17 protein-coding genes and 2 tRNA genes are annotated in these 24,077 nt (G+C 43.9%); 13 read left to right on the top strand and 6 right to left on the bottom strand.

Annotation, left to right across the window (positions count from 1 at the left end; all coding sequences use genetic code 11):
* Positions 1–9: 9 nt before the first annotated feature.
* Positions 10–1,440, top strand: a complete 1,431-nt coding sequence (locus HXT33_RS04580; protein WP_419388868.1) for an extracellular solute-binding protein — start codon at positions 10–12, stop codon at positions 1,438–1,440.
* A gap of 22 nt (positions 1,441–1,462) precedes the next feature.
* Here the strand turns inward: HXT33_RS04580 and HXT33_RS04575 are convergent, their stop codons facing one another.
* The 3 genes from HXT33_RS04575 to HXT33_RS04565 form a co-directional block, all read right to left on the bottom strand.
* The gene (locus HXT33_RS04575; protein WP_308583316.1) at positions 1,463–2,230 is read right to left on the bottom strand and encodes a type III pantothenate kinase; all 768 of its coding nucleotides are present in this window, start codon (positions 2,228–2,230) and stop codon (positions 1,463–1,465) included.
* 103 nt (positions 2,231–2,333) lie between these two features.
* A tRNA-Leu gene (locus HXT33_RS04570) sits at positions 2,334–2,414 on the bottom strand.
* 81 nt (positions 2,415–2,495) lie between these two features.
* Positions 2,496–2,568, bottom strand: a tRNA-Thr gene (locus HXT33_RS04565).
* 520 nt (positions 2,569–3,088) lie between these two features.
* Between HXT33_RS04565 and pgi the strand changes: the two genes are divergently transcribed.
* Positions 3,089–4,783 (top strand): glucose-6-phosphate isomerase, encoded by a 1,695-nt coding sequence (gene pgi, locus HXT33_RS04560; RefSeq protein ID WP_004137567.1) that lies wholly within the window; start codon positions 3,089–3,091, stop codon positions 4,781–4,783.
* A gap of 113 nt (positions 4,784–4,896) precedes the next feature.
* Here the strand turns inward: pgi and pdxT are convergent, their stop codons facing one another.
* Both pdxT and pdxS read right to left on the bottom strand, forming a co-directional pair.
* The gene (gene pdxT / locus HXT33_RS04555) at positions 4,897–5,490 is read right to left on the bottom strand and encodes a pyridoxal 5'-phosphate synthase glutaminase subunit PdxT (protein WP_421786742.1); all 594 of its coding nucleotides are present in this window, start codon (positions 5,488–5,490) and stop codon (positions 4,897–4,899) included.
* 2 nt (positions 5,491–5,492) lie between these two features.
* Positions 5,493–6,326 (bottom strand): pyridoxal 5'-phosphate synthase lyase subunit PdxS, encoded by an 834-nt coding sequence (gene pdxS, locus HXT33_RS04550; protein ID WP_050543671.1) that lies wholly within the window; start codon positions 6,324–6,326, stop codon positions 5,493–5,495.
* 429 nt (positions 6,327–6,755) lie between these two features.
* Here pdxS and HXT33_RS04545 point away from each other — a divergent pair, with 429 nt between their 5' ends.
* The 9 genes from HXT33_RS04545 (at position 6,756) to HXT33_RS04505 (ending at position 17,846) form a co-directional block, all read left to right on the top strand.
* On the top strand, positions 6,756–8,465 hold the full coding sequence (locus tag HXT33_RS04545; protein ID WP_421786740.1) for an ABC transporter substrate-binding protein: 1,710 nt from the start codon (positions 6,756–6,758) through the stop codon (positions 8,463–8,465).
* A gap of 69 nt (positions 8,466–8,534) precedes the next feature.
* Positions 8,535–9,488, top strand: coding sequence for an ABC transporter permease (locus HXT33_RS04540; protein ID WP_004137557.1), 954 nt, complete (start codon positions 8,535–8,537; stop codon positions 9,486–9,488).
* A 13-nt stretch (positions 9,489–9,501) separates the two neighbouring features.
* Complete coding sequence (locus tag HXT33_RS04535; protein ID WP_308582757.1) at positions 9,502–10,356, top strand: ABC transporter permease; 855 nt, start codon at positions 9,502–9,504, stop codon at positions 10,354–10,356.
* The gene (locus HXT33_RS04530; RefSeq protein ID WP_421786737.1) at positions 10,353–12,002 is read left to right on the top strand and encodes an ABC transporter ATP-binding protein; all 1,650 of its coding nucleotides are present in this window, start codon (positions 10,353–10,355) and stop codon (positions 12,000–12,002) included. Before HXT33_RS04535 ends, HXT33_RS04530 begins: the two co-directional genes overlap by 4 nt.
* 116 nt (positions 12,003–12,118) lie before the next feature.
* Positions 12,119–12,613, top strand: coding sequence for an S-ribosylhomocysteine lyase (locus tag HXT33_RS04525; protein WP_004106032.1), 495 nt, complete (start codon positions 12,119–12,121; stop codon positions 12,611–12,613).
* 53 nt (positions 12,614–12,666) lie between these two features.
* Entirely contained in the window at positions 12,667–13,206 is a 540-nt protein-coding gene (locus tag HXT33_RS04520) for a histone acetyltransferase (protein ID WP_004137551.1), read from the top strand.
* A gap of 85 nt (positions 13,207–13,291) precedes the next feature.
* Complete coding sequence (alr, locus tag HXT33_RS04515; protein WP_421786735.1) at positions 13,292–14,671, top strand: alanine racemase; 1,380 nt, start codon at positions 13,292–13,294, stop codon at positions 14,669–14,671.
* A 67-nt stretch (positions 14,672–14,738) separates the two neighbouring features.
* Positions 14,739–16,022, top strand: coding sequence for a deoxyguanosinetriphosphate triphosphohydrolase (locus HXT33_RS04510; RefSeq protein ID WP_421786733.1), 1,284 nt, complete (start codon positions 14,739–14,741; stop codon positions 16,020–16,022).
* An 81-nt stretch (positions 16,023–16,103) separates the two neighbouring features.
* Positions 16,104–17,846, top strand: coding sequence for a PASTA domain-containing protein (locus HXT33_RS04505; protein ID WP_421786731.1), 1,743 nt, complete (start codon positions 16,104–16,106; stop codon positions 17,844–17,846).
* Between the two features lie 168 nt (positions 17,847–18,014).
* Here the strand turns inward: HXT33_RS04505 and HXT33_RS04500 are convergent, their stop codons facing one another.
* Positions 18,015–19,340, bottom strand: a complete 1,326-nt coding sequence (locus HXT33_RS04500; protein WP_421776051.1) for a hypothetical protein — start codon at positions 19,338–19,340, stop codon at positions 18,015–18,017.
* Positions 19,341–19,696: 356 nt separating this feature from the next.
* Here HXT33_RS04500 and HXT33_RS04495 point away from each other — a divergent pair, with 356 nt between their 5' ends.
* Positions 19,697–21,556, top strand: a complete 1,860-nt coding sequence (locus HXT33_RS04495; protein ID WP_421786729.1) for a PASTA domain-containing protein — start codon at positions 19,697–19,699, stop codon at positions 21,554–21,556.
* 408 nt (positions 21,557–21,964) lie between these two features.
* Positions 21,965–24,040 (top strand): DNA primase, encoded by a 2,076-nt coding sequence (gene dnaG / locus HXT33_RS04490; RefSeq protein WP_421786727.1) that lies wholly within the window; start codon positions 21,965–21,967, stop codon positions 24,038–24,040.
* Positions 24,041–24,077 lie beyond the last annotated feature (37 nt).

Raw genomic sequence — 24,077 nt, 5'->3', positions numbered from 1 at the left:
CGGCAACTCATGCTTACATTCGCAAAAATATTGCAATCGCGCAATAGTTTGAAACAATTAGTGCTTTCAATATTGTGTGTTTTGTCTTTATTGCTATCTTCCGGATGCGGAAATGCGGATGCTAGAACACGAATCACTGTGTGGTCGTGGGAGCCAAGCATGAAGCGTATTGCAAAAGAGTTTGAGCGTCTTAATCCGGATCTTCGTGTTGTTGTAAAAGACACTAGCGGCTACAGCAATCTAAACAGCGCTATTCAAGACGGTTACGGAATACCAGACGTTGCTCAGCTGGAATATTTCGCACTACCGCAATACGCTGTAAGCGAGCAGCTGCTAGATATTACTGATCGAGTGCAGGGGACTAGAACTTTCTACACTCCTGGTACTTGGTCTTCTGTGCAACTAGGTGGGCGAATCTATGGCCTTCCAATGGATTCAGGACCTATGGCTTGGTTTTATAACGATGACGTATTTAAGCAAGCTGGTGTTGACGCAACTAAAATACGCACTTGGGAAGATTACCGTCACGCTGCTAGAAAACTGAAGGATATTGGCGTTTATATTGCTGCAGATTCGGGAGATGCCAGCTTTTATAACGCTATGATTTGGCTTGCAGGTGGACGTCCTTTTATTACTTCGCACGATGGAAAAACAGTTACTGTGCGTCTGGGCTACGACAATGGCACGCAAAAGTTTACTAAGTTTTGGCAGTCTATGATTGACGAAGGCTTAATTGACACACGAACTACAACCTGGACGCAACGCTGGAAAAATGGTATTGGAGCCGGCAAAATTGCTTCTGTTTTTGCTGGAGCTTGGATGCCTTCTCTGCTTCTGGAGAATGTGCCAGGTACAGCGGGATTGTGGAAGGTTGCGCATGTGCCAACGCTTCACGGCGAAAAACGCAATGCAGAAATGGGCGGATCTGCGCTATCTGTGCTGAAATTAAGTAGAAAGCCGGAAGCTGCTATGCGTTTTGTGAATTTTGTTTGTCACGAAATGCAAGGTATTAGAATGCGCGTTAACGGTGGAGCGTTTCCTGCGGATGTTGTAACTCTTGCTGACCCGAATTTTCTAAATCGAACAACAATACGTGATTCTCGCGGAATTGACATACCTTATTTTGGTGGTCAGAAATTTAACCGCGTATTTGCTGATGCTGCAAATCAAGTCGATACCAGATACCAGTATTTGCCGTTTGAAGTGTATTCCAGAAATGATTTTCGTACAACTGTTGGGCAGGCTTATGACTGGAGTAGAAAGTCGCGTACTCGCTTGAATGTGCAGTCTATGATTGACGCTGGAATTACTCAAGATGACGGCAGTCAGCTGTGGCTTCCAGACGATCCAGGTCCTCGTATTTCTATAAAAGATGGTTTAGATTTGTGGCAAAAAGACTTAAAAGAATACGGGTATAATCAAGGTTTTGTTGTTAGATAGAAAACTAACGCAAGTTTTAAAACTAGCGTAAGTTTCTTCTATAAATTTCTGCCATGCCTTTGAAAATCAAATTAGGATCGTAATAGTCGATTGATTTAACATCCTGCTCAAACAAACTACCCAATCCGCCTGTGGCAATCACCTTAAATGGCTCATTTATTTCGATCTTAAACTGTTCAATAGTGCGCTCAATACCACCTAAGAAACTGTAGTATAAGCCAGCTTGCATGGCAGTAAGAGTTGATTTTGCAAGAACGGACTTTGGTCTAGAAATCTCAACTTCTGGAAGCTGAGCTGTATTATCCCACAAAGCTGCGGCTGCAGTTCTAATACCAGTACAAATAAGACCGCACGTAATAGCGCCACTTTTATCAACGTAGTTGTATGTTGTAGCAGTTCCGAAGTCAATAACAAGAACAGGCCCACCGTACTCGTTGAACGCGCCAACGCAATCAGCCAAGCAATCTGCACCAAGCGATTTAGGCTCGTCAATGCGAATATTCATGCCAGTTTTAACACCAGGGCCAACAATCATTGGGTCAATATTAAAGAATTTTATTATGCTAGAACGAAATGAGTGCATAACTTTTGGAACAACAGAAGCAATTATTATATCGTCAACATCGCTTGCTTTGAAGCCGCTTAAATGCAGGAATTGCATAAGTATAATGCCGTATTCGTCACAAGTACGGTTGGATTTTGTAGTCATGCGATACGTGTCGACGATTTTGTTATTTTTTAAAAAGCCAAGCACTATGTTCGTGTTGCCAATGTCTACTGCTACTAACATTTATACGCGCTTCCTGATGTTGATATTTATGGTTGATACTACTTATTGATATTACTTGTTGATATTAACGAAAGTTTGTGAATTGTAGATTTAAGATTTAACGTGCGCGAGATGGGACTTGAACCCACACGTCGTAAGACACAGGAACCTAAATCCTGCGCGTCTACCATTCCGCCACTCGCGCATAACTCATACAAATAATCGAGCGTGGAAAACACAAGTCGTAACACGAATCGTAAGTATTAACACGCTCGAATGAGTCGAGAGCCGCTTGACAGAATCGAACTGTCGACCTTCTCATTACGAGGGAGACGCTCTACCGACTGAGCTAAAGCGGCATGTTGCCCGAGACGCATTCGCGACTCGCGCACAAGAAAAGTATTTTATCGTATTTTTTTAGATTTGTCTAATTTGGCGCGCCGTGCAACAGATAACCCTCCAAATGTGAGGTAGGTTGCGCGCGTTTGGAGCGCCTAGCCCTTTGAAACGCTCCAAATGTGGGGTAGGTTTCTCGCGTTTGGAGCGCCTAGCCCTTCGAAACGCTCCAAATGCGGGGTAGGTTTCTCGCGTTTGGAGTTCTTAACCCTCCGCAACCCTCCAAATGCGGGGTAGGTTGCGCGCGTTTGGAGCGCCTAGCCCTTTGAAACGCTCCAAATGTGGGGTAGTTTTCCCGCGTTTGGAGTGCTGAGCCGCGGATAACGCTCCAAATGTGAGGTAGGTTGTGCACATTATCAGTGTTATTGTGTTCATTTTTGTGTTAAGCTTCGCGTGTTTCTGTCTGCTTTTGTGAGTATCTTGTGAAGTGGATGATAGTGACAATTGCTGTCGCATCAGTTAAAGAAATGAAAGGACCTAGAAATGGCCATCAATCCGCCAGTTGACGCCGTAAAAACCCCAGAGTGGGCTGCATTGCAGAAGCATTACGACGAGTTGCAGTCAGAAGGCGTCTGCCTGAAGAAGTGGTTTGCAGAGGATGCAAATCGCGTGGATAAGTTGAGCTTCGAAGCTGGAGATCTCCACTTCGATCTTTCTAAGAATTTAATTAAGCCTGAAACTCTTAAGCTTTTCGCAGACCTTGCAAAGGCTGTAAAGCTTGACGAGCGCACTAAGGCGATGTACACCGGCGTGCACATTAACAATACTGAAGATCGTGCAGTTTTGCATACTGCTTTGCGTCGTCCTGCAGAGGATGCTGGCAAGTTCATTGTTGACGGCCAGGATACTGTTGCAGATGTTCGTGAAGTTTTGGGTCGCATTTACGATTTCGCTAACGAAGTTCGCTCCGGCGCTTGGAAGGGCGTTACCGGCAAGAACATCAAGACTGTTGTAAACATTGGTATCGGCGGTTCCGACTTGGGTCCGGTCATGGTTTACGAAGCTTTGAAGCCATACGCTGACGCTGGTATTAGCGCTCGCTACGTTTCTAACATTGATCCAAACGACATGGCCGAAAAGACCAAGGATTTGGATCCAGAAACCACTTTGTTTATCATTGTTTCCAAGACTTTCACCACTTTGGAGACTTTGACCAACGCTCGTACCGCTCGTACCTGGTTGCTTAATAAGCTTCAGGAGTGCGGCGCTATTGACGGCAGCGACGCAAAGAAGGCTGAAGCTGTTGCTAAGCACTTCGTAGCTGTTTCCACCAACCTTGAAAAGGTTGCAGAGTTCGGCATTAACCCAACCAACGCCTTTGGCTTCTGGAACTGGGTTGGCGGTCGTTACTCCGTGGACTCCGCTGTTGGTACTTCTTTGGCCGTTGTTCTCGGCCCAGAGCGCTTTGAGGAGTTCTTGAAGGGCTTCCACGCAATCGATACTTACTTTGCTGAAACCCCATTCGAGAAGAATGTTGTGGTTCTTCTTGGTATGCTCAACGTTTGGTACCGCAACTTCTACAAGGTTGCTTCCCACGCTGTGCTTCCATACGATCAGTATTTGCACCGCTTCCCAGCTTATTTGCAGCAGCTCACCATGGAATCCAATGGTAAGTCTGTGCGCTGGGACGGCACTCCTGTAACCAGCGAAACCGGCGAAATCTTCTGGGGCGAGCCAGGCACCAACGGTCAGCACGCTTTCTACCAGTTGATTCACCAGGGCACTCAGCTTATTCCAGCTGATTTCATTGCATTTGTGAACACGCCAAATCCTACTAAGGATGGCGATCAGGACGTTCACGAGCTCTTCTTGGGTAACTATCTTGCACAGACCAAGGCTCTTGCATTCGGTAAGACTGCTGACGAAGTTCGCGCAGAAGGCACTCCAGAAGAGATTGTTCCAGCTCGCGTATTCAGCGGCAACCGTCCAACCACTTCCATCTTCGGCGAAGCTTTGACCCCATTCGCTTTGGGTGAATTGATTGCTCTCTACGAGCACATCACCTTCGTTGAAGGCACTGTGTGGGGCTTGGATTCTTACGATCAGTGGGGCGTGGAGCTTGGCAAGCAGCTTGCAAAGCAGATTACTCCTGCAATTTCTCAGGATGATGACGCTTTGGCAGCTCAGGATGCTTCTACGCAGAGCTTGATTCGCTTCTACCGCGCGCATCGCAAGTAGTTTGCAAGCATATTAAATAAGGCTTGTCTATTTGCCTATAATTTTAAAACCTCTTGGTGAGTGTTAGTCATTCATCAAGAGGTTTTTGTTTAGATAAATAAATACAGATTCAACTACAGATTCAAGAAAAGCTGGTGAATTCGCGTATCGCTGTCAAGCTCCGGGTGGAAGGACGTTCCAATTTGATTCCCTTGGCGCGCTGCTACCACGTGGCCACCTACAGTTGCAAGAGTTTCGGCGTTAGAGCCAACTTCCGCAATATAAGGCGCTCGAATAAACGTCATTGGAACTGCACCAAGATTACCAAAATTAGCATCGCAGTGGAAGCTTCCGAGTTGACGTCCGTAAGCGTTGCGCTTAACAGTCACGTCTAGCGTTCCAAAACCGTTTACTTCGTTACCTTCTACGTTCTTAGCAAGCAAAATCAAGCCTGCGCAAGTGCCAAGAACAGGCATGCCGCCAGAAATCCTCTCGCGCAAAGGCTCAAGCATATTTTGCTCGCGAAGAAGCTTAGCTTGCACAGTGCTTTCGCCGCCCGGCAACACTAATCTGTCGAAAGACTGCTCCAAATCGCGCGCCTGCCTAAGCTCTATTACGCGCGCGCCTAATTTTTCAAGCATTAAGCGATGCTCAAGAAAAGCTCCCTGAACTGCTAAAACTGCTACAGTATGAGCGGAGTTATCAGTATTGATAGGTGAGTTTGACAAAATTACTCGCCTCGCTCAGCCATCAAAAGCTTAATTTCCTGCTCGTTAATGCCAACCATAGCTTCGCCCAAGTTTTCGGAAAGCTTAGCAATCATCTTAGCGTCTTTGTAATTAGTCACAGCCTTAACAATTGCTGCAGCGCGCTTTGCTGGGTCGCCCGACTTAAAGATGCCGGAGCCAACGAACACGCCTTCAGCGCCAAGCTGCATCATCAAAGCAGCGTCTGCAGGGGTAGCAACACCGCCTGCAGCAAAGTTAACAACAGGAAGCTTTCCGTTCTGTGCAACATACTTTACGAGTTCAAATGGCACGCGCAAATTCTTAGCTTCCTCAAAAAGCTCATCCTCGCGCATGCTTGTAAGCTTACGAATAGCAGAATTCATCATGCGCATGTGACGCACAGCCTGAATCACGTCGCCAGTTCCTGGCTCACCCTTAGTGCGAATCATGGAAGCGCCTTCGTTGATTCGGCGCAAAGCTTCACCCAAATCTTTCGCGCCGCAAACAAAAGGCACGGCAAAATCGCGCTTATTAATGTGGTACACGTCGTCAGCTGGGGAAAGCACTTCGCTTTCGTCAATGTAGTCAATTTCAATAGCTTCAAGCACTTGTGCTTCAACAAAGTGGCCAATACGGCATTTTGCCATAACAGGAATAGACACAGCTTCCTGAATGCCGTGAATCATAGCCGGGTCGCTCATTCGAGAAACGCCGCCGGCTGCGCGAATATCAGCAGGAATGCGCTCCAAAGCCATAACTGCGCACGCGCCAGAATCCTGAGCAATCTTTGCCTGCTCTGGGGTGGTGACGTCCATAATCACGCCGCCTTTAAGCATTTGAGCCAGCTGGCGGTTCAATGCTGTACGGTCTTCACCACTTTGGTTTTGCGGATCCGAGGATTCGTTCACAGTTACCGTAGTATTCAAGTTCTCAGTCATCATTCCTCGCTTTGTATTAAATGTGTTTGCGCACGTTTGCAAGTTTACGTTCTGTTGGAATTTAACCACATTCGTAGGATATATGCCTATAAATAGTACAACCTTGTGAGTTCTTAAAATCGTATTTATACAAATTTTTCGCGAGTTTTTTGGATGATTGCACGGTGAGCCTGCTTTTAGCTTGCGCTACGATTGATACTGCCGGCGACTTGGGGTTGATTTATTTAATTTGCAATCAAGCGTCGAGCGTAAAACAATTAAAAATAAATAACAACTAAATATAAATAACAACTAAATAACTTAGTACCATTTAGAAAGGTTTATGGTATGGGTAACGCAAAACCTGAGGAAGGCGTGCACGAAGAAAACGGCGCGACCGAAATATTCTCTGGTGAATCTTACGCAAGTAATTCTTGCGATAATGCTTCTGCAGATAGCGCGTCTAAATCAAGTACAGACGACTCGCTTAATGCAGCTGCAAAATCAAACACTTCATCAAAAAATCGCAAGCTAAGCAAGCCTTGGCTATTTACAATAGTAATTGTTGCGGTTGTTGTAATAAGCGCGATTTTTGCAACGGTAACTGACCCAAGCTTGTTCAAGTCGCAAAACGCTGCGTCTACAATGTCGCACAAAACCATCACAATCGGCTTAAAACTAGCTCCTACTAATCTCGATATTAGAAACCAGTCCGGTTCTTCGCTAGATCAGCTTCTTATTGGTAACGTTTACGAGGGTTTGGTTACGAGAAATGAAAAGAACCAGGTTTCGCCTTCTTTGGCAAAAAGCTGGGAAGTAAGCAAAGACGGCTTACGCTACACTTTCCATTTGCGCAAGGATTCCGTATTTTCTAACGGCCACAAGCTTACGGCAAAAGATGCTGCATGGTCGTTTAATGAGCTTGTTTCTAAGCAGTATCGCGGCTCGAATATGGTTGGAAAAGTTGAGTCTGCAAAAGCGAAGGACGATTACACGTTTGAGATTACGCTTAAAGAGCCAAATGCGAAGCTTTTGTGGGCCTTGTGCTCTCGCGCGGGCTTAGTGTTTGATAAAACAGCTAAATACGATGCTAAAACGCAGGCGGTTGGCTCCGGACCGTACTTAATTGAAAAGTTCGTGCCTTCAGATCGTGTTGTGTTAAAGGCAAATCCGCGATATAAGGGCATTCATCCTGCTAAAACCGAAAAAGTTGTTGTTCGCTACTTTGTTGATGACAACGCTGCTGTAGACGCGCTTTCTTCTGGCGCTGTTAAAGCTCTTGCTCCTATTTCCGGTCAGCTTGCTAAGCCATTTAAGGATGATTCTAAGCGTTATGTTGTTCGAGCTGGAAACGGAACAGACAAGTTCGTGCTTGCTATGAACATGAATGGCGAGCGTACGAAGGATGCTCGCGTGCGAAAAGCTATTCGTTACGCGATTGATCATAAGCAGATTATTGCGTCTCGAGGCGGTACAGATTTGGCTCTTGGTGGCCCAATCCCATCTCTTGACCCAGGTTATGAGGATCTAACTAAGCTTTATCCTCATAATATTGATCGCGCGAAGTCTCTTATGAAAGATGCAGGTTTCGATAAGTCGCATCCTCTTAAACTTTCGCTTACTTACCCGAATATTTACGGCACTCAACTTGGTGACCAATTGCGATCGCAGCTTGAAGCTGTTGGTATTGATTTGCGCGTGAATGTTGTTGAGTTTACTACTTGGCTTCAGGACGTGTACAAGAATAAGCAGTACGATTTGTCGATGGTTGACCACAACGAAAGCCACGATTTTGGCCAGTGGGCGGATCCTACCTACTACTACGGTTACGATAGTAAGCAGGTTCAAGACTTGTATGCGAAGGCAATGCTTTGTGCGAATGAGCATGATTCTGCTAAATTGCTTGCTAAAGCTGCGCGAATTATTAGCAAGGATGCGCCTGCAGATTGGCTGTTTAACTACCGCGTTGTAACTGCGAAGGTGAAGAATCTTGAAGGAATGCCTTTTGACATGAATCAAGAAATTTTGCCACTTTACAATTTGCGTTTAACTAAGTAACTAAAAATCTACGCAAAAGTTAAACAAGTAATTAAGTAATTAAAAATTGGTGAAAAAGGGGAGTTATTAATGTTTCGCATGATATGCCAACGTTTGCTGCTTTTTATTGCGGCTCTGTTTTGCATTTCTGCGGCTGTTTTTCTTGCGCTTCGTGTGCTTCCGGGCGACGTTGCGCAAGTTATGGCAGGTCTTAACTCCCCTCACGGCAAAGTTGAGCAGCTGCGGGCTGAGCTTGGCTTAAATAAGCCGCTTTTTACTCAATATGCCGATTGGCTTCTGGGTGTTATGCGTGGAGATTTCGGCGTCTCTGTTCTAACGGGCAGGCCAGTGGTTTCAATGATTTTAGGCCGCGCTACTATAACTTTTCCGCTGATTTTTTTGGGACTTGCTATTGCGCTCGCAATTGGTATTCCGCTTGGCTGTTTTAAGGTAACTCATGAAGGGAAGCTATCTCAAGTGGTTTCTCGATTTACTGCTATTTCTGCAGGATCTGTGCCAGCTCTTTGGGGTGGAATGCTTCTTATTTTGCTATTTGGCAAAGGTGTTGGCGTAGTGGGTCTTCTTCCTACTCAAGGTTTTCCAACTGACGGCTGGAGTGATTTTTCCGAAGCGTTTTTGTCTCTGCTTTTGCCGGCGATTACGGTTGGAATTATTGTTGGCTCTAGTTTTATGCGCTACACTGCAGCAATTCTTGAAAATATTGCTAATAGTGAAATTGCTGCTGAAGCAATGGCTTGCGGAATGACTCGTAAGCAGGTTGTTTGGCGAGTTGGTTTGCGTCTGGCTCTTGCTCAGTTAGTTTCTGTTATTGGCTTGACTTTCGCTCACATGGTTATGGGTGTGATGGTTATTGAAAACCTGTTTTCTTTACCTGGAATGGGTATGGGTTTGGTTCGAGATGTTGGTTTGCGCGATTTAATTGCCGTGCAGGGTGAACTTTTTATGCTTGCGGCTCTTTTTCTGCTAATTGGTTTTGCGGTTGATATTGCTCACAGGCTGCTAGACCCTAGGTTGTCAAGGTGATTTTGTGAAAAAGATGCAATTTACTATTCTAAAACGTATATGGCGTGCTTCATTTGGTAAATTCGTATGCGTAACGCTTTTTCTTTGGCTTGCTATTGCTGCAATCTCACTGTTTTGGACTCCTTATTCTCTTCTAAAAACAAACGGCTACGAAGTGTGGCAGAAGCCGTCTTTTGCGCACTTACTTGGTACTGATGGAACTGGCGCCGACATGCTTAGCTGGCTTATGGCAGGTTCTCGAGTGGAGCTTGTTATAGTTGTTTGCACAGTTATGATTTCTGCTTTAATTGGCACGGTTTTGCTTAGCATTATGATTTCGCAGTATAAAATTATTCGTGCAACAAGCGTTATGGCTGTTGACGCTCTTATTTCTGTTCCAACTGTTCTGATTGCTCTTATGCTTGCGGTTCCGTTTGGCGCAAACGTTTTGGTGATTGTGATTGCTTGTGGATTTGGATACGGTTTTAATCTGGCTCGTATTGTGCGTCCAAGCGCAAAGCTTGTTTTGCAATCAGATTACGTAAATTCAGCTATTTCTCAAGGCGCTTCAAGAAGATATGTGCTACTTCGTCATGTGCTCCCTAATATTACGCCTGTAGCGCTTGTGCAGCTTTCTCTTTCTGCAGGTACGGTGATTTTGGCAGAAAGTGGATTAACTTACTTGGGTGTAGGTGTGCCGTCGGGAGTTCCTAGCTGGGGGCGTGTTTTGGCAACTTCCGTAACGCTTATTCACGTCAATCCTTTGGCTGTTCTATGGCCGGGATTGATCGTAACAATAGTTGTTGTTGCTCTTAATCTGCTAGGTGACGTGTTGCGCAAAGTATTGGATCCTTGCGCAAAAAGTATGAATAAAGTAGGCGCAAAATGAGCTTAAATATTCAAAATCTTACGTTAAATCTTGGTAAAAAAACTATTCTTAACAACGTTTCGCTGCATGTTGAAGATGGTGAGCGTGTTGGCTTAGTTGGGGCTTCTGGCTCTGGAAAATCTATGCTTCTTCGCGCTGCAACCGGCTTGCTTCCGTCTGAAACTAAAATTTCTGGATCTTGCATGCTTGGGGGAGTTCAAACTGTTGGCGCTAGTGATGAGAATCTTGCTCGCCTTCGAGGAAAATACGTGGGCGTGGTATTTCAGCAGGCTAATCGCGCGCTTAATCCAATGCTAAGCGTGGAGGAACAGATTTCGCTTCCTTTGCGCATTCACTACCAACTTGATGCAGATGACGTTCATAATAGAGTTTGCGTAATGCTTGAAAAGGTTGGTTTGCCGCAGAATATTATTTCTAAACGCACTTTTGAACTTTCTGGCGGACAGCTGCAGCGAGTTGGTATTGCAACAGCTTTAATTACTTCTCCGCGGCTTATTTTGGCTGACGAGCCTACTACTGCTCTCGATAGTGTAACTCAAAAAGAAGTTGTTAACATGTTGACTTCGCTTGTTGACAACATGGGCGCTTCTATGCTTTTTGTAACTCACGATTTTTCTGTGCTTTCAAAAGCTGCTAAGCGTTGTTATGTTCTTGATTCTGGGCGATTGGTTGACAGTGCAGAAGTCCAAGATTTGCTTGAAAATCCACGCGTTACTTCAACTAAGCAATTGGTTGATGCCGCTAAAAAGTTGACTTTAAGAGCGCAAAAAATAGATTCTCAAAATGTAAGTTGTGAAAGTGCAACTACAGAAAATGTAAGTCGCGAAAGTGAAACTACAGAAAATGTAAGTCGCGAAAATTCTGCTCTTTTAACAGCAAAAAACATTCACGTTACTTTGGGTCGTGCCTTAGCTCGCGCAGAAGTTTTGAAGGGTGTTAATCTAGAGCTTTTCAAAGGAGAATCGCTTGCTATTATTGGCGGTTCTGGCTCTGGTAAAACAACTCTTATTCGCGCAATGTTAGGTCTTCAAAAAATTTCAGATGGAATTGTTACTTATGATTCACAAATAGTGAATTCTTCTACAAATTACAAAAAAATTTCCTATTCTAGTGCGCTTCGTAAAGAAACTTCTCTTGTTTTTCAGCATCCATTTGCGGCTTTAGACCCGCGCTGGACTGTTCTAAAAAGCGTTTCCGAGCCGCTTAATATTTGGCGAAAATCGCTTAAATTAGACGATGCAACTATTGAGCAGCGTGTTTGTGAAATGCTGAAATTAGTAGGATTAAATCCTAAAGATTTTTTGGAACGTTATCCTCATGAGCTTTCTGGAGGTCAGGCTCAGTGTGTTGCTATTGCGCGCGCACTGATTAATAATCCTCGAGTTTTGGTTGCAGACGAGCCAATGAGTGCAATTGACGTTGCTGAAAGAACTCGCATTCTCGACGCTTTTGCGGCAATTCGAAAAGAGCGCCCAACAATGTCGTGTGTTTTCGTAAGCCACGATTTAGGTATGATTCAGCATTTAGCAACACGCGTAATTGTTCTTAACGATGGGGAAATTGTGGAATCTGGAAGAGTAAGCGATGTTCTAAATAGTCCGCAAAATGACTACACTCGTGCTCTTGTAAACGCGGCAATCATGTAAATAAATCTTTCAACTAATAAATCTTTCAACTAATTAGACAACTACCGTCTACTATAGAAGTACTTAGTACATAAAGAGTACGTTGTTTATTGTGTAGTTAAGCGAAGGGAATACTTATGAATAAGCAGGATGCGTCTAGACCTAGACCAGAAAGTTTTGAACTAGATCATACTAAAGTAAAAGCACCTTATGTGCGCTATATCAATACGCAAAAAGGTCCTAATGGGGATGTTATTTCCAACTATGATATTCGTTTAACGCAGCCTAATGAGGAAGCAATTCCTACTGCAGCTTTGCACACAATTGAGCATATGATTGCAGTGTTACTTCGCGAGCGTATTGATGGCTATATTGATTGCTCGCCTTTTGGTTGCAGAACTGGTTTTCATCTGCTAACTTGGGGCGAACACAGCACAGAAGATGTGGCGCGCGCTTTAAAGGAATCTCTTGAGTTTATTGCGTTTAAGGCGACTTGGGATGATGTTCCTGCAACAACTATTGAATCTTGCGGTAACTATAGAGACCACAGTTTATTTGGTGCTAGTCAATGGTGTAAGGATATTCTAGCGAAGGGAATTAGTTCGGATCCTTTTGAGCGCAAACTTGTGTAAGTAATAATTAGCTAATTTTGCGTAGTTTTATTTGCTTTCTTTTAGAGGTTGACATGGAAGATGTAACATTGAGAAAAGCAACTCTTGGTGACTTGCGAAATATTGAGCATATTTATGAAAATGCTCGCAAATTTATGCGTGTTACAGGCAATCCTCATCAGTGGGGGAATAGTTTTCCACTTGTTTCAAGTGTTATTGAGGATATTCGTTTAAAACGTTTCTATTTGATTGTTGACGAGGACCCAGAATCATGTAACGAGCGTATTCTAGCGCAATTCGCATTATGCGAAGGTGTTGATGAAGTGTATGCCAGTATTGACGGTGCGTGGCTTGATGATATTTCCCCCTATGTAACAATTCACCGCTTAGCATCTTCGGGAATAAAACCAAAAATGGCAACAGCGTGCTTGCATTGGGTGCAGCAAAACTATAATAATGTACGCATTGACACGCATCCAGATAACGTAATTATGCAAAAAGTAATTACGCGTGCAGGGTTTAGTCGTTGTGGATTGGTCGTTATTCCAGATCGTGTACACAGTGCAGTACGTATTGCATATCAATGGATGCAAACACTTAATCATGTCATATGAAATGCGCGTGTGTTCTTAAAAGCTTATGGAGAGTATACAAAAGAGCATGTAGCATTAAAAGCATACTAAATCAGTTAGGTGAGTTATGAGTACAGATTTAAGTAATGCGGCAAGTAATAGTGCACGTAATGCGGCAATGTTAGAAGCAAACTATGCTCGCGCTTTAAGTACATACCCGGGTCAGGTAATCGTCGATTTGAAGGCGCTTCGAGACAATATGCGCACTTTGGTTGCGCGAGTTGGTCAAAATTTGCAGCCTGGTCAAAATGCGCCGGAAGTTATGGGGGTAGTAAAAGCAGACGGTTACGGACATGGCTTAATTCCTAGTGCTCTTGCTTCTTTAGCTGGTGGAGCTACTTGGCTTGGCACAGCTCAACCATACGAAGCGTTACGTTTGCGTGCAGCTGGTATTGATTCAAGCCGCTGCCATATTCTTACTTGGCTTACAAGCGCTCCAACTACCAGGTTTGCGGATTTAATTTCAGAAGATATTGATATTTCTGTTGGATCTATTGATTCTCTCGACGCTGTGGCTCGCTCTGCGCGCGCTTTGGGAAAGCCTGCGCGCGTGCACGTAAAAGTCGATACAGGTTTTGGCAGAAATGGTTTTACTCCAGCCGGTTTTAGTGACGCTCTTAAAAGATTGCAGCAATACTCTAGCGAAGGCGCGATTGAAGTTATTGGCCAATGGAGTCACTTAGCTGTGGCAGATTCTCCAGACGTTCCAGAATTTGTAGACGCAACAGACCGCCAAATTCAACAATTCCACGAGTTTACGAAACGCATGAAAGAAGCTGGTTTAGCGCCTAAAATCCGTCATTTAGCAAATACTGCTGCAACGCTTAACCGCCCAGAAATTCGTTTTGAGCTTGTTCGCCCAGGAATCGGTTTGTACGGCTACGAGCCGGATCCTGCAATGGGAACTTCTCAAACTTACGGATTGCAGCCTGCTATGACTCTTCAAGCCCAGCTTGGCACTGTAAAAACTGTAGAAGAAGGACATGGAATTTCCTACGGACGCACGTATTTAACTCCAAATAATACGAGTACTGCTATTGTTCCTCTTGGATACGCTGACGGCATTTTGCGTTCTGCTTCCGGATTCGATATGCAAGGTGCGCGTCATGTTAATAAGCCAGGCGGTCCGGTTAGAGTAGAAACAAATAATGGTGTTCGAATTGTGAACGTTTCTGGGCGAGTTTGCATGGATCAGTTCATAGTTGATTTAAAAGGCGATGCTGCAGAGTTAGGCGTTCGAGAAGGCGATACTGTAACGCTTTTTGGTCCTGGAAGAGGCTTGGAATTTGCTGAGCCTACTGCAGACGATTGGGCAAAAGCTGCAGGAACAATCAGCTACGAAATTATGACTGGAATCGGCGCTCGAGTGCCGCGGCTTTACCGCAACGCTTACGAAGTGCTATCTTCTAGCGATATTTCAAAACTGGACGCAAAAAGTCTTATATAACTTGTTACTGCTTGTTTTAAGACGGTTAATAAAAATAGTCTTAATTGCAAATAAAAAGAGGTGCTAGATGTGCGACGAAGTAATTGCATCAGATAATGAGGTCGTTGGTGAATACGATTTGCATGACACTGAGCGCTGGGCGAGTGAGCCTCATCACACTCGCGCTAGAACGCCTTTTGAAAGAGATCGCGCGCGAATCATACACTCGTCTGCTCTTCGTAGATTGGGTGCAAAAAGCCAGGTTTTAGTTGCAGGATCGGATGATTTTGCCAGAACTCGCTTAACGCATACTCTTGAAGTTGCGCAAATTGGTAGACAGATTGCAGCAATGCTTGGCTGTGATCCGGATGTTGTTGATTGCGCTTGCTTGTCTCACGACTTGGGTCACCCGCCTTTTGGTCACAACGGTGAGCGTGCGCTCGCAGAGTTGGCGAAAAATATTGGTGGTTTTGAAGGAAACGCGCAAACTCTTCGCTTACTTACACGCTTAGAACCGAAAGTTTTGCGGCAAAACGGCAGGAGTGCAGGAGTAAATCTTACGCGCGCAGCATTAGATGCTGCAGTGAAGTATCCGTGGGGATTAGAAGAAGCTAAGTCGCACGACAAAGGTGAGCGCGATCTTAAATTCTGCGTGTATCCGGATGATCGTGATGTGTTTGAATGGCTGAAAATTGGAGCGCCGCACGAAACCAAGCCGATGGAATGTCAAATAATGGATCTTTCGGACGATATTGCTTACAGCGTGCACGATATTGAGGATGCTATTGTAACCGGCGCTTTCAATCCTGCTTTAGTTGCGGATACAAAAGTCGTAGATAAAGTTGTTGAAGAAACCCATGCCTGGTATGGAAATCGTTGGGATGTAGATAAACTTTTGGCGGCTTTGCAGCGTTTAAGGAAGCGCGCAATGTTCCCGGATTCTTTCGACGGTTCACGCCGAGCGTTAGCGCAGTTGAAAAATATTACTAGCGCTCTTATTGGCCGTTTCGCAAGTTCTGTTGAGCACGCTACGCGTGAGCGTTATGGCAACGGTCCTCTTGTTCGTTACCGCGCAAACCTTGTAATTCCGGAAGATACTTCCTACGAGATTGTAATACTTAAAAGTTTGGCAGTGCACTTTATAATCGCTCCTCGCGAGCGTGAAGTTTATAAGCGCGAACAGAAGATTTTGACGGATTTGGTGGAAGTCTTTATGAGCAAGTCGCCGCGTTCGCACGATGCTATGGAAGCCGTGTTTGTGGGAGATTGGAACGAGTGCACGAATGATGATGAGCGTCTTCGTGTTGCAATCGACCAGGTGGCAAGCTTAACAGACGGTTCCGCCGCAACTCTTCACGCGGCCTTGTGCTAGTGCTTTTGCTAAGTGCTTTGTTCTGGGTGAGCTGTGAGTGTAGATTTGTTGTAAAGACTAAATTGTGCGAAGAAGGTTGCGATGTTTTGCATAAATTGCGGAAATAAGATTGACGCTGACGATAAGTTCTGCAGTTTTTGTGGAGCTGTTGTTGAAAGCGATGTAGCCGATTCATACAGCTCATTAAACTCGTCCAACTTATCAAGCTCGTCGCAATCTCATAATTCCTTCAAATTTGACCCTCTTCATAATCGCAAGCAACTCATAATTATGATTACGAGCATTATTCTTGCAATCGCGCTTGTAATTACAGGCACTGTTTTATATTGCGTAAAAAATCCTAATTCAATCGCAAACTTAACTAGTGCAAAAGCCTACGCTAAAATTCCTAAAGCAAAAGCTGGAGACGATACGGATGGAGTCGTAAAGTCCTTGGAAAATAAGGGTTTCCGCACGAAAATTATAGACGAATTTGGCGGCGAAAAGCAGGGCAACTTCCTTCGATACGCAAACGTTAAGCCGGGTTCTAAAGTGTCAACTAAAACAGTTGTGAAAATTCTAAGATCTAAAGGCCCGGGCGTTCCTGCGAAAGGCGTTGTTGGCGCAAGTTTAGACAATGCCAAAAAAATCGTGAAGTCAATGGGCGTTCCAGTAAAACTGCATCACGTTCCTTCTACCGATGCTACAGACGGTAAGATTGTTGCGTCTAGCCCTATGCCTGGAAACGCTGTTGGTAAAGACGGCGTAATAAATATTGCGGTTGGCGAAAAGTGCGATGGCGTGCCGGTTGACGTGTTTGGCTTAGATAAAGACAAAGCCAAGGACATGCTATCTTCTAAACCTTTCGCCGTAGATCTTCGACCGAAGTTCTCGTCTGCAAAGTATTTTGGCAAAATCGTTGGCGCCTACCCAGCTTTGGGCACTAGAGGCAGTCCTAAAGCCGTAACGCTTTACTACGGTGTTGACGCGTCCAAAGCTAAGGATGTGGTGACTGAGCAGATGGATTACGGCGATCAAACAATATATCTTGTAAATCACGCTGGCTCTTTTATAGGCAAGTGGTGCACGAAGAGCGGCAATTGCATAAATCTTCTTCCTCGTCTTATGGGTGGAGTTTCCGAATTAGATACGGAAGAGAAGGACATTAAGGAACTTATACCGGCAGATATTGCAGATAAAAACGGCAGAATACCTGATAAAGATAAAAGAGACAAGATAAATCTTAGGGGCGTACTCACATTGACGTCAGCAGGCCAGGACCCTGCAGATAGGGCTGTGTTTGATAAAAACGTTCCTAATACAAAATACATGAGAAATCATCTTATTTCTGGAGACACAGGCGCAATTGAATTGTACGCTGGCGGAGGAATTGTACAATGTGGAAGCGATGATATTCTTCTTGCTTCATATGGATCCGCATGCGTAAATGGAAAATATGTTGATTTTATTGGAGACTCTGAAAAGCTTGATGAAATTACTCATGATCCAGGTAAAGATGTTGGTCTCTACTACACAATGCAAGATTTTATGGTGGTTGTGCCTGTTGGTGCGAAATTCGATAAGCTTATAAACAGTGGCTATTTTGTTGGAAAGCCTACAGACAAGCCGGATTTAAAGCGTCCGTTTATTTTGCGCAGGAATCCTAAGCTATACAAAGAAACACGCAAGAATTTGCCGGCTGGAGGAGGCAATTGGGTTAATCCGTTTATTCCTTCTGAAAAAGGACGAGCAGTTCCGTTTTCGCCTGCCCCGGATGATTCGAACGCGTACTATCTTGTGGAAGAACCTTTCGACTGGAGTGCAATTCCTGGCGAATCACTGTGATTTGGCCGCGTCTAACCACATTTGCCGTATATTTTCCCGGCGTTTGTTTCCGTATTGGCGTTATTTGACCACATTTGCCGTATATTTTCCCGGCATTTGTTTCCACTCTGGCGTTATTTGACCACATTTGCCGTGAGTAAAGAGGTTACGCTAACTGATTTTAACTAACTAATAATCAATCTTAGGTACTCCTGCATTGAGTAATAAGTTTTCAAGTTTTTCAGGGTTTATTACATCAGTAAAATCAAAACGAACTATATTATTTACCCCACAATTTAGCAGGAAACGCTCCCTTTTATGCTCACGCCGCACTGCATCTCTGTCGTAATAATGTAGAATATTAATCCCAAAAGAGTCAGTTAAGCTATTGTCATTCTCTGAATTATTGTTTGCTAATTTATTTACGTTTCCTATTGCATTCTTGCCATTTATATCGATTTCGTTACTTTCAATACTATCTATATCTGCCCAACTATCAGCTAAATATTTATCTGTACCGTCAAGTTCGCCGACAATTAGTTTTTTATTAATTTCCCATGCGAAATCTACTCTATACGGCCATTTTGGATTGTTTTCATTAAAAAATTCTCGCTGTAACTCTGGGTTTTTAAATCCAAGTTCAATCATTGTTGCTCTAGCCAGTGATTCTCCACTATTTTCGCTTTTACCATTTGCAAGTCTGCACAGTATGAGAAGTCTAGCTAAAATGTCGCATTCGTTTACGTAACTAATTATCGAATGCTTATCTTTTAAATATGGCACATCTTGGAACGATGGTGCATCATATTGATATCGGAATTCTTCGTAAAATTCTGCGCACACTTTATAAACTTTTTCAAGATCTACATTGTTTTTTGCCGCAGAATCAAAAATAGGAAGAGCGCGTCTAAAAGGAAGAGTCCACGCGCACACGAATAGTATGTTGTATATACTTGCAACATGTTGCATGGCTTTATCTTTTGGAGTCTCTAAATGCCCAAAATTTGTTGTGGGAATATTTTGTTGTTTATTATTGGATTTTTTCTGCGCAAAATTGAATGTTTCGATGCGGATTCCCAATTCGTCGTCTACAATATCTGGCAAATGTACGCGTTGAAGCTGACGACTAGCTCTAGTATATTCTTCTTGCGAGTTTTTTGAGGTTACGTATTTTTCTTCGTAAGGACACGAAACGTAGATTTTAGTCGGTTTTCCATAATCATTCGGAGTGCTAGCTGTGTCCAAATTCAGCATTACAGCTCCGGTTTCTCCGGTAAACTTCCATGATAAGATTTTTATTTTCTCTTGTAGAGATAGTGCAATGTGAAGAATTTTGTCTTTGTATAAAAGTTTATTCCAATGCTCAGCTCGAGTATACAAGCCATAGTATGGCTCGACAAGATGACCGGATTGCAAGTGTCGTCTCAAACTCTTGCGAGAGCTGGTTTTTGATGCCATTAAGCATCTGCCGGCATTTTCTTCTTCTAAAATTGAATGCATTAGATTGTTTAACATGTTGCTGATACTATTTGCGTTTTATCTATTAAACAACTTAAATTTACGATTGTGGTTAAAAGCTGTTTTGACCACATTTGCCGTGTTTTTTCTCTGGCGTTTGTTTCCGTTCTGGTGTTATGTGGAAACATTTGCCGTGTTATTTCTCTGGCGTTTGTTTCCGTATTGGCTGTTTTTTGACCACATTTGCCGTGTTGTTTTCCCGGCGTTTGTTGCCGTTTCGGCGTTATGCGGAAACATTTGCCGTGAATATTCACGGCGTTTGTTGTCGCATTAAAAAATTGCGCAAGTAGCTGTAGTATAGAAAGCAGATTTTTCTGTAGATGAGATTGTTGCGCGCACGAGAGAAGGCTACGATGTTTTGTACAAATTGCGGAAATAAGATTGACGAAAGTACCAAGTTTTGCGGTTTTTGTGGAGCTGTTGTTGAAAATGAAGCTCAGCCGGACTACCAGCAGTCTCAGCCGCAGCAGTCTCAGCCGCAGCAGCCGCAACAACCGTACTATAATCAACAGCAAACCCAATATCAGCCGCAATATAATCCGCAGACGCAATACCAGCAGCAGTCGCAATATAATCCGCAATACTCTCAACCAAATCCCGCAAAAGCAACAAGCCCAATCAAAACCAATTTTCTCAAAAATCGCAAACTAATTATCATCAGCGCATGTGTTATAGCAGCGGTTGCAATTATTGCGGCGGCAGTCTTCTTCTTTACTTCTCCGCATTTTCGTAAAGCAGCACCATCTGAACGCATAGTAGTACCTAAAGCAAAAACTTCACAATCTGCGCAAGATGTTGTACGCGAACTGCAAGAAAAAGGTGTTGAAACTCACTTAGTAAAAGATTTCGGAGGAAGTAAACCAGGTAATTTTGCTCGGTATCAAAACGTAAAACCTGGGCAAGTTATTCACGGAAATCACGTTGTAACGGTCGTTGAATCCAAAGGTCCTGGAATTCCGGAAAAGGGAGTGATTGGAAAAACTGTTGAAGAAGCAGCGCCTCTATTAAAATCAATGGGAGTTCCAGTAAAAGTTTACACAGTAGCATCAGTTCATCCTGGAAAAATTGCTGCAACTAACCCAATGCCAGGCGAGCCTTTAGATGAAAATAAAGAAATCTTCATAGGCGTTGGAGAAGAAGATAAATATCCTGATAGCGGCAGGTCTGTTCCTGTTGAATTATTCGATAAAGATAAAGACGAAGCGTACAAAATGATGTCTGATGAAGGATTCAAAGTTAGACTTGTACCAAAATATTCATCCCGAAAACACTTAGGCAAAATTGTTGGGTCTAATCTTGGATTAGGGCAATCACATAGGGGAGATACCGACATAACGCTTTACTATGGCGCTGATGCTTCTGAAACGAAGAAAATGTTTACTTCAAAAAAGTACTATAGTGAATATTTAACTACAGTTGAAGTGTCGACGCTTACACCGTTTGTTGGAAAATGGTGCACTAAATCTGGAGATTGCTTAGAGTTTGAAATAGGGCATCATACAATGGAAGGTCCGGAAGAAAACACGGATCTTCTTCTTCGTGGACCTCATGCTATTGAGGATATAGCTAACGACGATAAAACACAGTATTATCACAGTTTTGGAATGTGGCAGTTTACTCAGAACCTCATAGGAAGTGCAATCAAAGTTTACGACAATGAGAAACATAATTCACTTCCTATGCAAAATACGTTACTATTTGGCGACACGGGAATGGTTGATATATTCCGTGATGGCGGTGATCCTTACTGTGGTAATGAAATATACACTTTGCCTGCAGGATCTTGCATTAACGGAAAATTTGTTTCGTATGAAGATTTAGATAAGAATCCTCTTTATTCAAGTTACGGACCTAGTTACGAGAAAATACCTGGAGGTAACAAGGGTATAACGTATAGGATGCGCGCATATTTCGTTCTTGTTCCGGTTAATGCAAAGCTCGACGAACTAGAAGCAAGCGGATTCTTTAAAGGCAAAGGCAAGACTAAACCGGATATGGATCGTCCGTTTATTTTGCGCAGAGATCCTAAATATTACAGTAAATCAGAGCAAATAGTTAATGCAAAAAATGGAGATATGACGCATAATCCGTTTGTTCCAACTGAATTTAATAAGCCTGTGCCTTTTGCTCCAGCTCCGGATGATTCTAACGTTTACTACCTAGTTGAGAAGCCATTTGATTGGATTAGTTTCATTCAAGATAGGGAATTGTAAGCGCAAGTAAAAGAACGAATCTGTATAAAGTTTGCTGGTTAACGCAAGTGTTGCACGTAAGTTCTGTACGTAAGAGACATACGTAAGCATTGTACGCAAGTATTGTACGTAAGCTCTGTACGTAAGTGATTTACGCAAGTGACATATGCAACTTGTACGCAAGTGATACGTTTTTAGTGCGCTTTACAACGATTCGCTAGGATTTGCACTCCAGTAGAAAGGCTCTTCCACAAGATAGTATGCGTTCGAATCGTCCGGGGCAGGTGCGAACGGAACCGCGCGTCCTTGATAATACGGCAAATGTTTCCATATAACGCCAGAGCGGAAAAATGCCGGGGAAAATATACGGCAAATGTTTTCACATACCACCAATACCACTCGCCGCCGGTTTGCGATAAGCTAGATACCATGGTTGGAATGATCGCAAAAGAAGATATTGAGCGCGTGCGCGCTGTGGCAGATTTGTATGATATTGTGTCTGCAACTGTTACGCTTAAGCCTTCGGGAACTGGCACTTTTGTAGGTCTTTGCCCATTCCACGATGAAAAAACACCGAGTTTTAGCGTGCGTCCAAGTTTGGGTGTGTGGCACTGCTTCGGATGCGGTGCAGGCGGCGACGTTTTTAAGTATGTTGAGCAGAAAGAAAACATTGATTTTCGCGAAGCTGTTGAGTTTTTGGCAGATCATTACCACATTGAAATGCACTACCAGCAGGCAGAAAAAGGCGACTCTCAATCGCACGGTTCTAAGCGAGCCAGGCTTTTAGAAGCAAATGAAGAAGCTCAAAAGTTTTTCGCTTCAAATCTTAATACTGAGGAAGCTGCTGCCGCGCGTGAATTACTTGCCGGGCGAAACTTTACTCCTCAGCAAAGTGCGCGTTTTTCTTGTGGCTACGCGCCTAAAGGTTGGGATAATTTAGTCAGATACTTAGCTAATAAAGGTTTTACGCGTCAAGAGCTGCTTGACGCTGGCTTAGCTAGACTCGGTCAGCGAGGAATATACGACTACTTCCGCGGTCGCTTAACTTGGCCTATTCGCGACTCGACTGGTAGAACTCTTGGCTTTGGTGCAAGAAAGCTTTACGACGACGATTCTATTAGCGCAAAATATATTAACACTCCCGACACTGCACTGTATCGAAAAACGCAAGTTTTGTACGGAATCGACTTAGCGAAAGCAAATATTGTTAAAAAGCGTCAAGTTGTAATTGTTGAAGGCTACACGGACGTTATGGCATGCCATTTAGCTGGTGTTGATACTGCCGTTGCTACTTGCGGAACTGCTTTCGGAGTTGAACATGCGAAGATTGTGCGACGTCTTATTGCTGATGATTCTTTGGGTGCAATTCAGCTTGTTGGCCCTCTAAAGGTGGATGGTCAGTCTGTAAGCTCGCGAATTGTTTTTACTTTTGACGGTGATGCTGCAGGTCAAAAGGCTGCGCTTCACGCTTTTGGCTTAGATTCCGCATTTTTGACGCAAACTTTTGTTGCTGTAGCAGACAATAATCTTGATCCTTGTGATTTGCGTATTCAGCGCGGTGACGATGCTGTGCGCTCGCTGGTTTCGCACGCAAGTCCGCTTTATGACTTTGTTATCAATACTGTTATCAATCGTTTTGATACTTCGTTTACGACTGGCCAAATGGGTGCGGTGAAAGCTGTTGCGCCTCTTATTGCGCAAATTCGCGACCGTTCGCTTCTTGACTTGTATTCTCGCAAAGCTGTGCGCGCAATTGGTGTTGATTTAGCTGCTATGCGTAGGGAAGTTGAGGCTTCTCGCCGCCGTTTGCAAGTTCGTGACGACGATGCTTACGCATCTAGGTATAACGCTACTCCTGCTGGCTTGCCGCAGGCTGTTGCTGAGCGTGATGCAGATTCTAAAGCTTCTAGGATGGCTATTGTTCGAAGTGCTGCGCAAAATCAGCGTTATTATCGCGTTGATGATGCTGTATTCATGTGCGAGCAGCAGTTTATGGCTTTGTTGCTGCAAGTTCCGCTTGCGTTTAATGAACAATTATTTGCGCAGCTTACTTTGAATAATTTTATTACTCCAGTTTTTAGAACGCTTTTCCAGGCGTTTGTTGCTGCGGGAGGATTGCCGACTGACAACGTTACGCAAGGATTGTGGTTGCATATGATGACTAAAGCGGCTGGACCTTTGCTGGAGTCTGTTATTACGGAGCTTTCGGTAATGCCATTGCCGCTTCCTGCAGCTTCAGACTCGTTAGAAGATGCCGGCAATCGGCAGAATCAGCAATCTTCAAACGGATCTCCTTCGGATTTTTTGCGAAAAGCTACTGTTGCAGAAAGCAAGTATGCGAACGAGCTGCTTATTCGACTTTTAGACGTTGGTTTTATGCGTAGAATTGGTGCAGCTCGAGCGCGTATGGCAAAACTTAAGGATGGTCAGGAAAAGCTTGAGCTTCTAGGGAAAATCACCTCAATGGAATCTGCCCGCAAAAATTTGCAGTCGCAAATTCTGTGAGAGTGTAAATATTGTAATCACATCTGAAACTACAGTT

It is taken from the genome of Gardnerella sp. DNF00753 (assembly GCF_049244275.1).
Classification (GTDB): Bacteria; Actinomycetota; Actinomycetes; order Actinomycetales; family Bifidobacteriaceae; genus Bifidobacterium; species Bifidobacterium greenwoodii.
This window is presented reverse-complemented; position numbering and strand designations above follow the sequence as displayed.

Bases quoted from the DNA above. Each gene is read 5' to 3' on its own strand.
- HXT33_RS04540 (WP_004137557.1), top strand. From the start codon at position 8,535: ATGTTTCGCATGATATGCCAACGTTTGCTGCTTTTTATTGCGGCTCTG.
- HXT33_RS04575 (WP_308583316.1), bottom strand. From the start codon at position 2,230: ATGTTAGTAGCAGTAGACATTGGCAACACGAACATAGTGCTTGGCTTT.
- pgi (WP_004137567.1), top strand. From the start codon at position 3,089: ATGGCCATCAATCCGCCAGTTGACGCCGTAAAAACCCCAGAGTGGGCT.
- HXT33_RS04525 (WP_004106032.1), top strand. From the start codon at position 12,119: ATGAATAAGCAGGATGCGTCTAGACCTAGACCAGAAAGTTTTGAACTA.
- dnaG (WP_421786727.1), top strand. From the start codon at position 21,965: ATGGTTGGAATGATCGCAAAAGAAGATATTGAGCGCGTGCGCGCTGTG.
- HXT33_RS04505 (WP_421786731.1), top strand. From the start codon at position 16,104: ATGTTTTGCATAAATTGCGGAAATAAGATTGACGCTGACGATAAGTTC.
- HXT33_RS04535 (WP_308582757.1), top strand. From the start codon at position 9,502: ATGCAATTTACTATTCTAAAACGTATATGGCGTGCTTCATTTGGTAAA.
- HXT33_RS04530 (WP_421786737.1), top strand. From the start codon at position 10,353: ATGAGCTTAAATATTCAAAATCTTACGTTAAATCTTGGTAAAAAAACT.
- HXT33_RS04495 (WP_421786729.1), top strand. From the start codon at position 19,697: ATGTTTTGTACAAATTGCGGAAATAAGATTGACGAAAGTACCAAGTTT.
- pdxS (WP_050543671.1), bottom strand. From the start codon at position 6,326: ATGCTTAAAGGCGGCGTGATTATGGACGTCACCACCCCAGAGCAGGCA.
- HXT33_RS04580 (WP_419388868.1), top strand. From the start codon at position 10: ATGCTTACATTCGCAAAAATATTGCAATCGCGCAATAGTTTGAAACAA.
- HXT33_RS04500 (WP_421776051.1), bottom strand. From the start codon at position 19,340: ATGTTAAACAATCTAATGCATTCAATTTTAGAAGAAGAAAATGCCGGC.
- HXT33_RS04520 (WP_004137551.1), top strand. From the start codon at position 12,667: ATGGAAGATGTAACATTGAGAAAAGCAACTCTTGGTGACTTGCGAAAT.
- HXT33_RS04510 (WP_421786733.1), top strand. From the start codon at position 14,739: ATGTGCGACGAAGTAATTGCATCAGATAATGAGGTCGTTGGTGAATAC.
- alr (WP_421786735.1), top strand. From the start codon at position 13,292: ATGAGTACAGATTTAAGTAATGCGGCAAGTAATAGTGCACGTAATGCG.
- HXT33_RS04545 (WP_421786740.1), top strand. From the start codon at position 6,756: ATGGGTAACGCAAAACCTGAGGAAGGCGTGCACGAAGAAAACGGCGCG.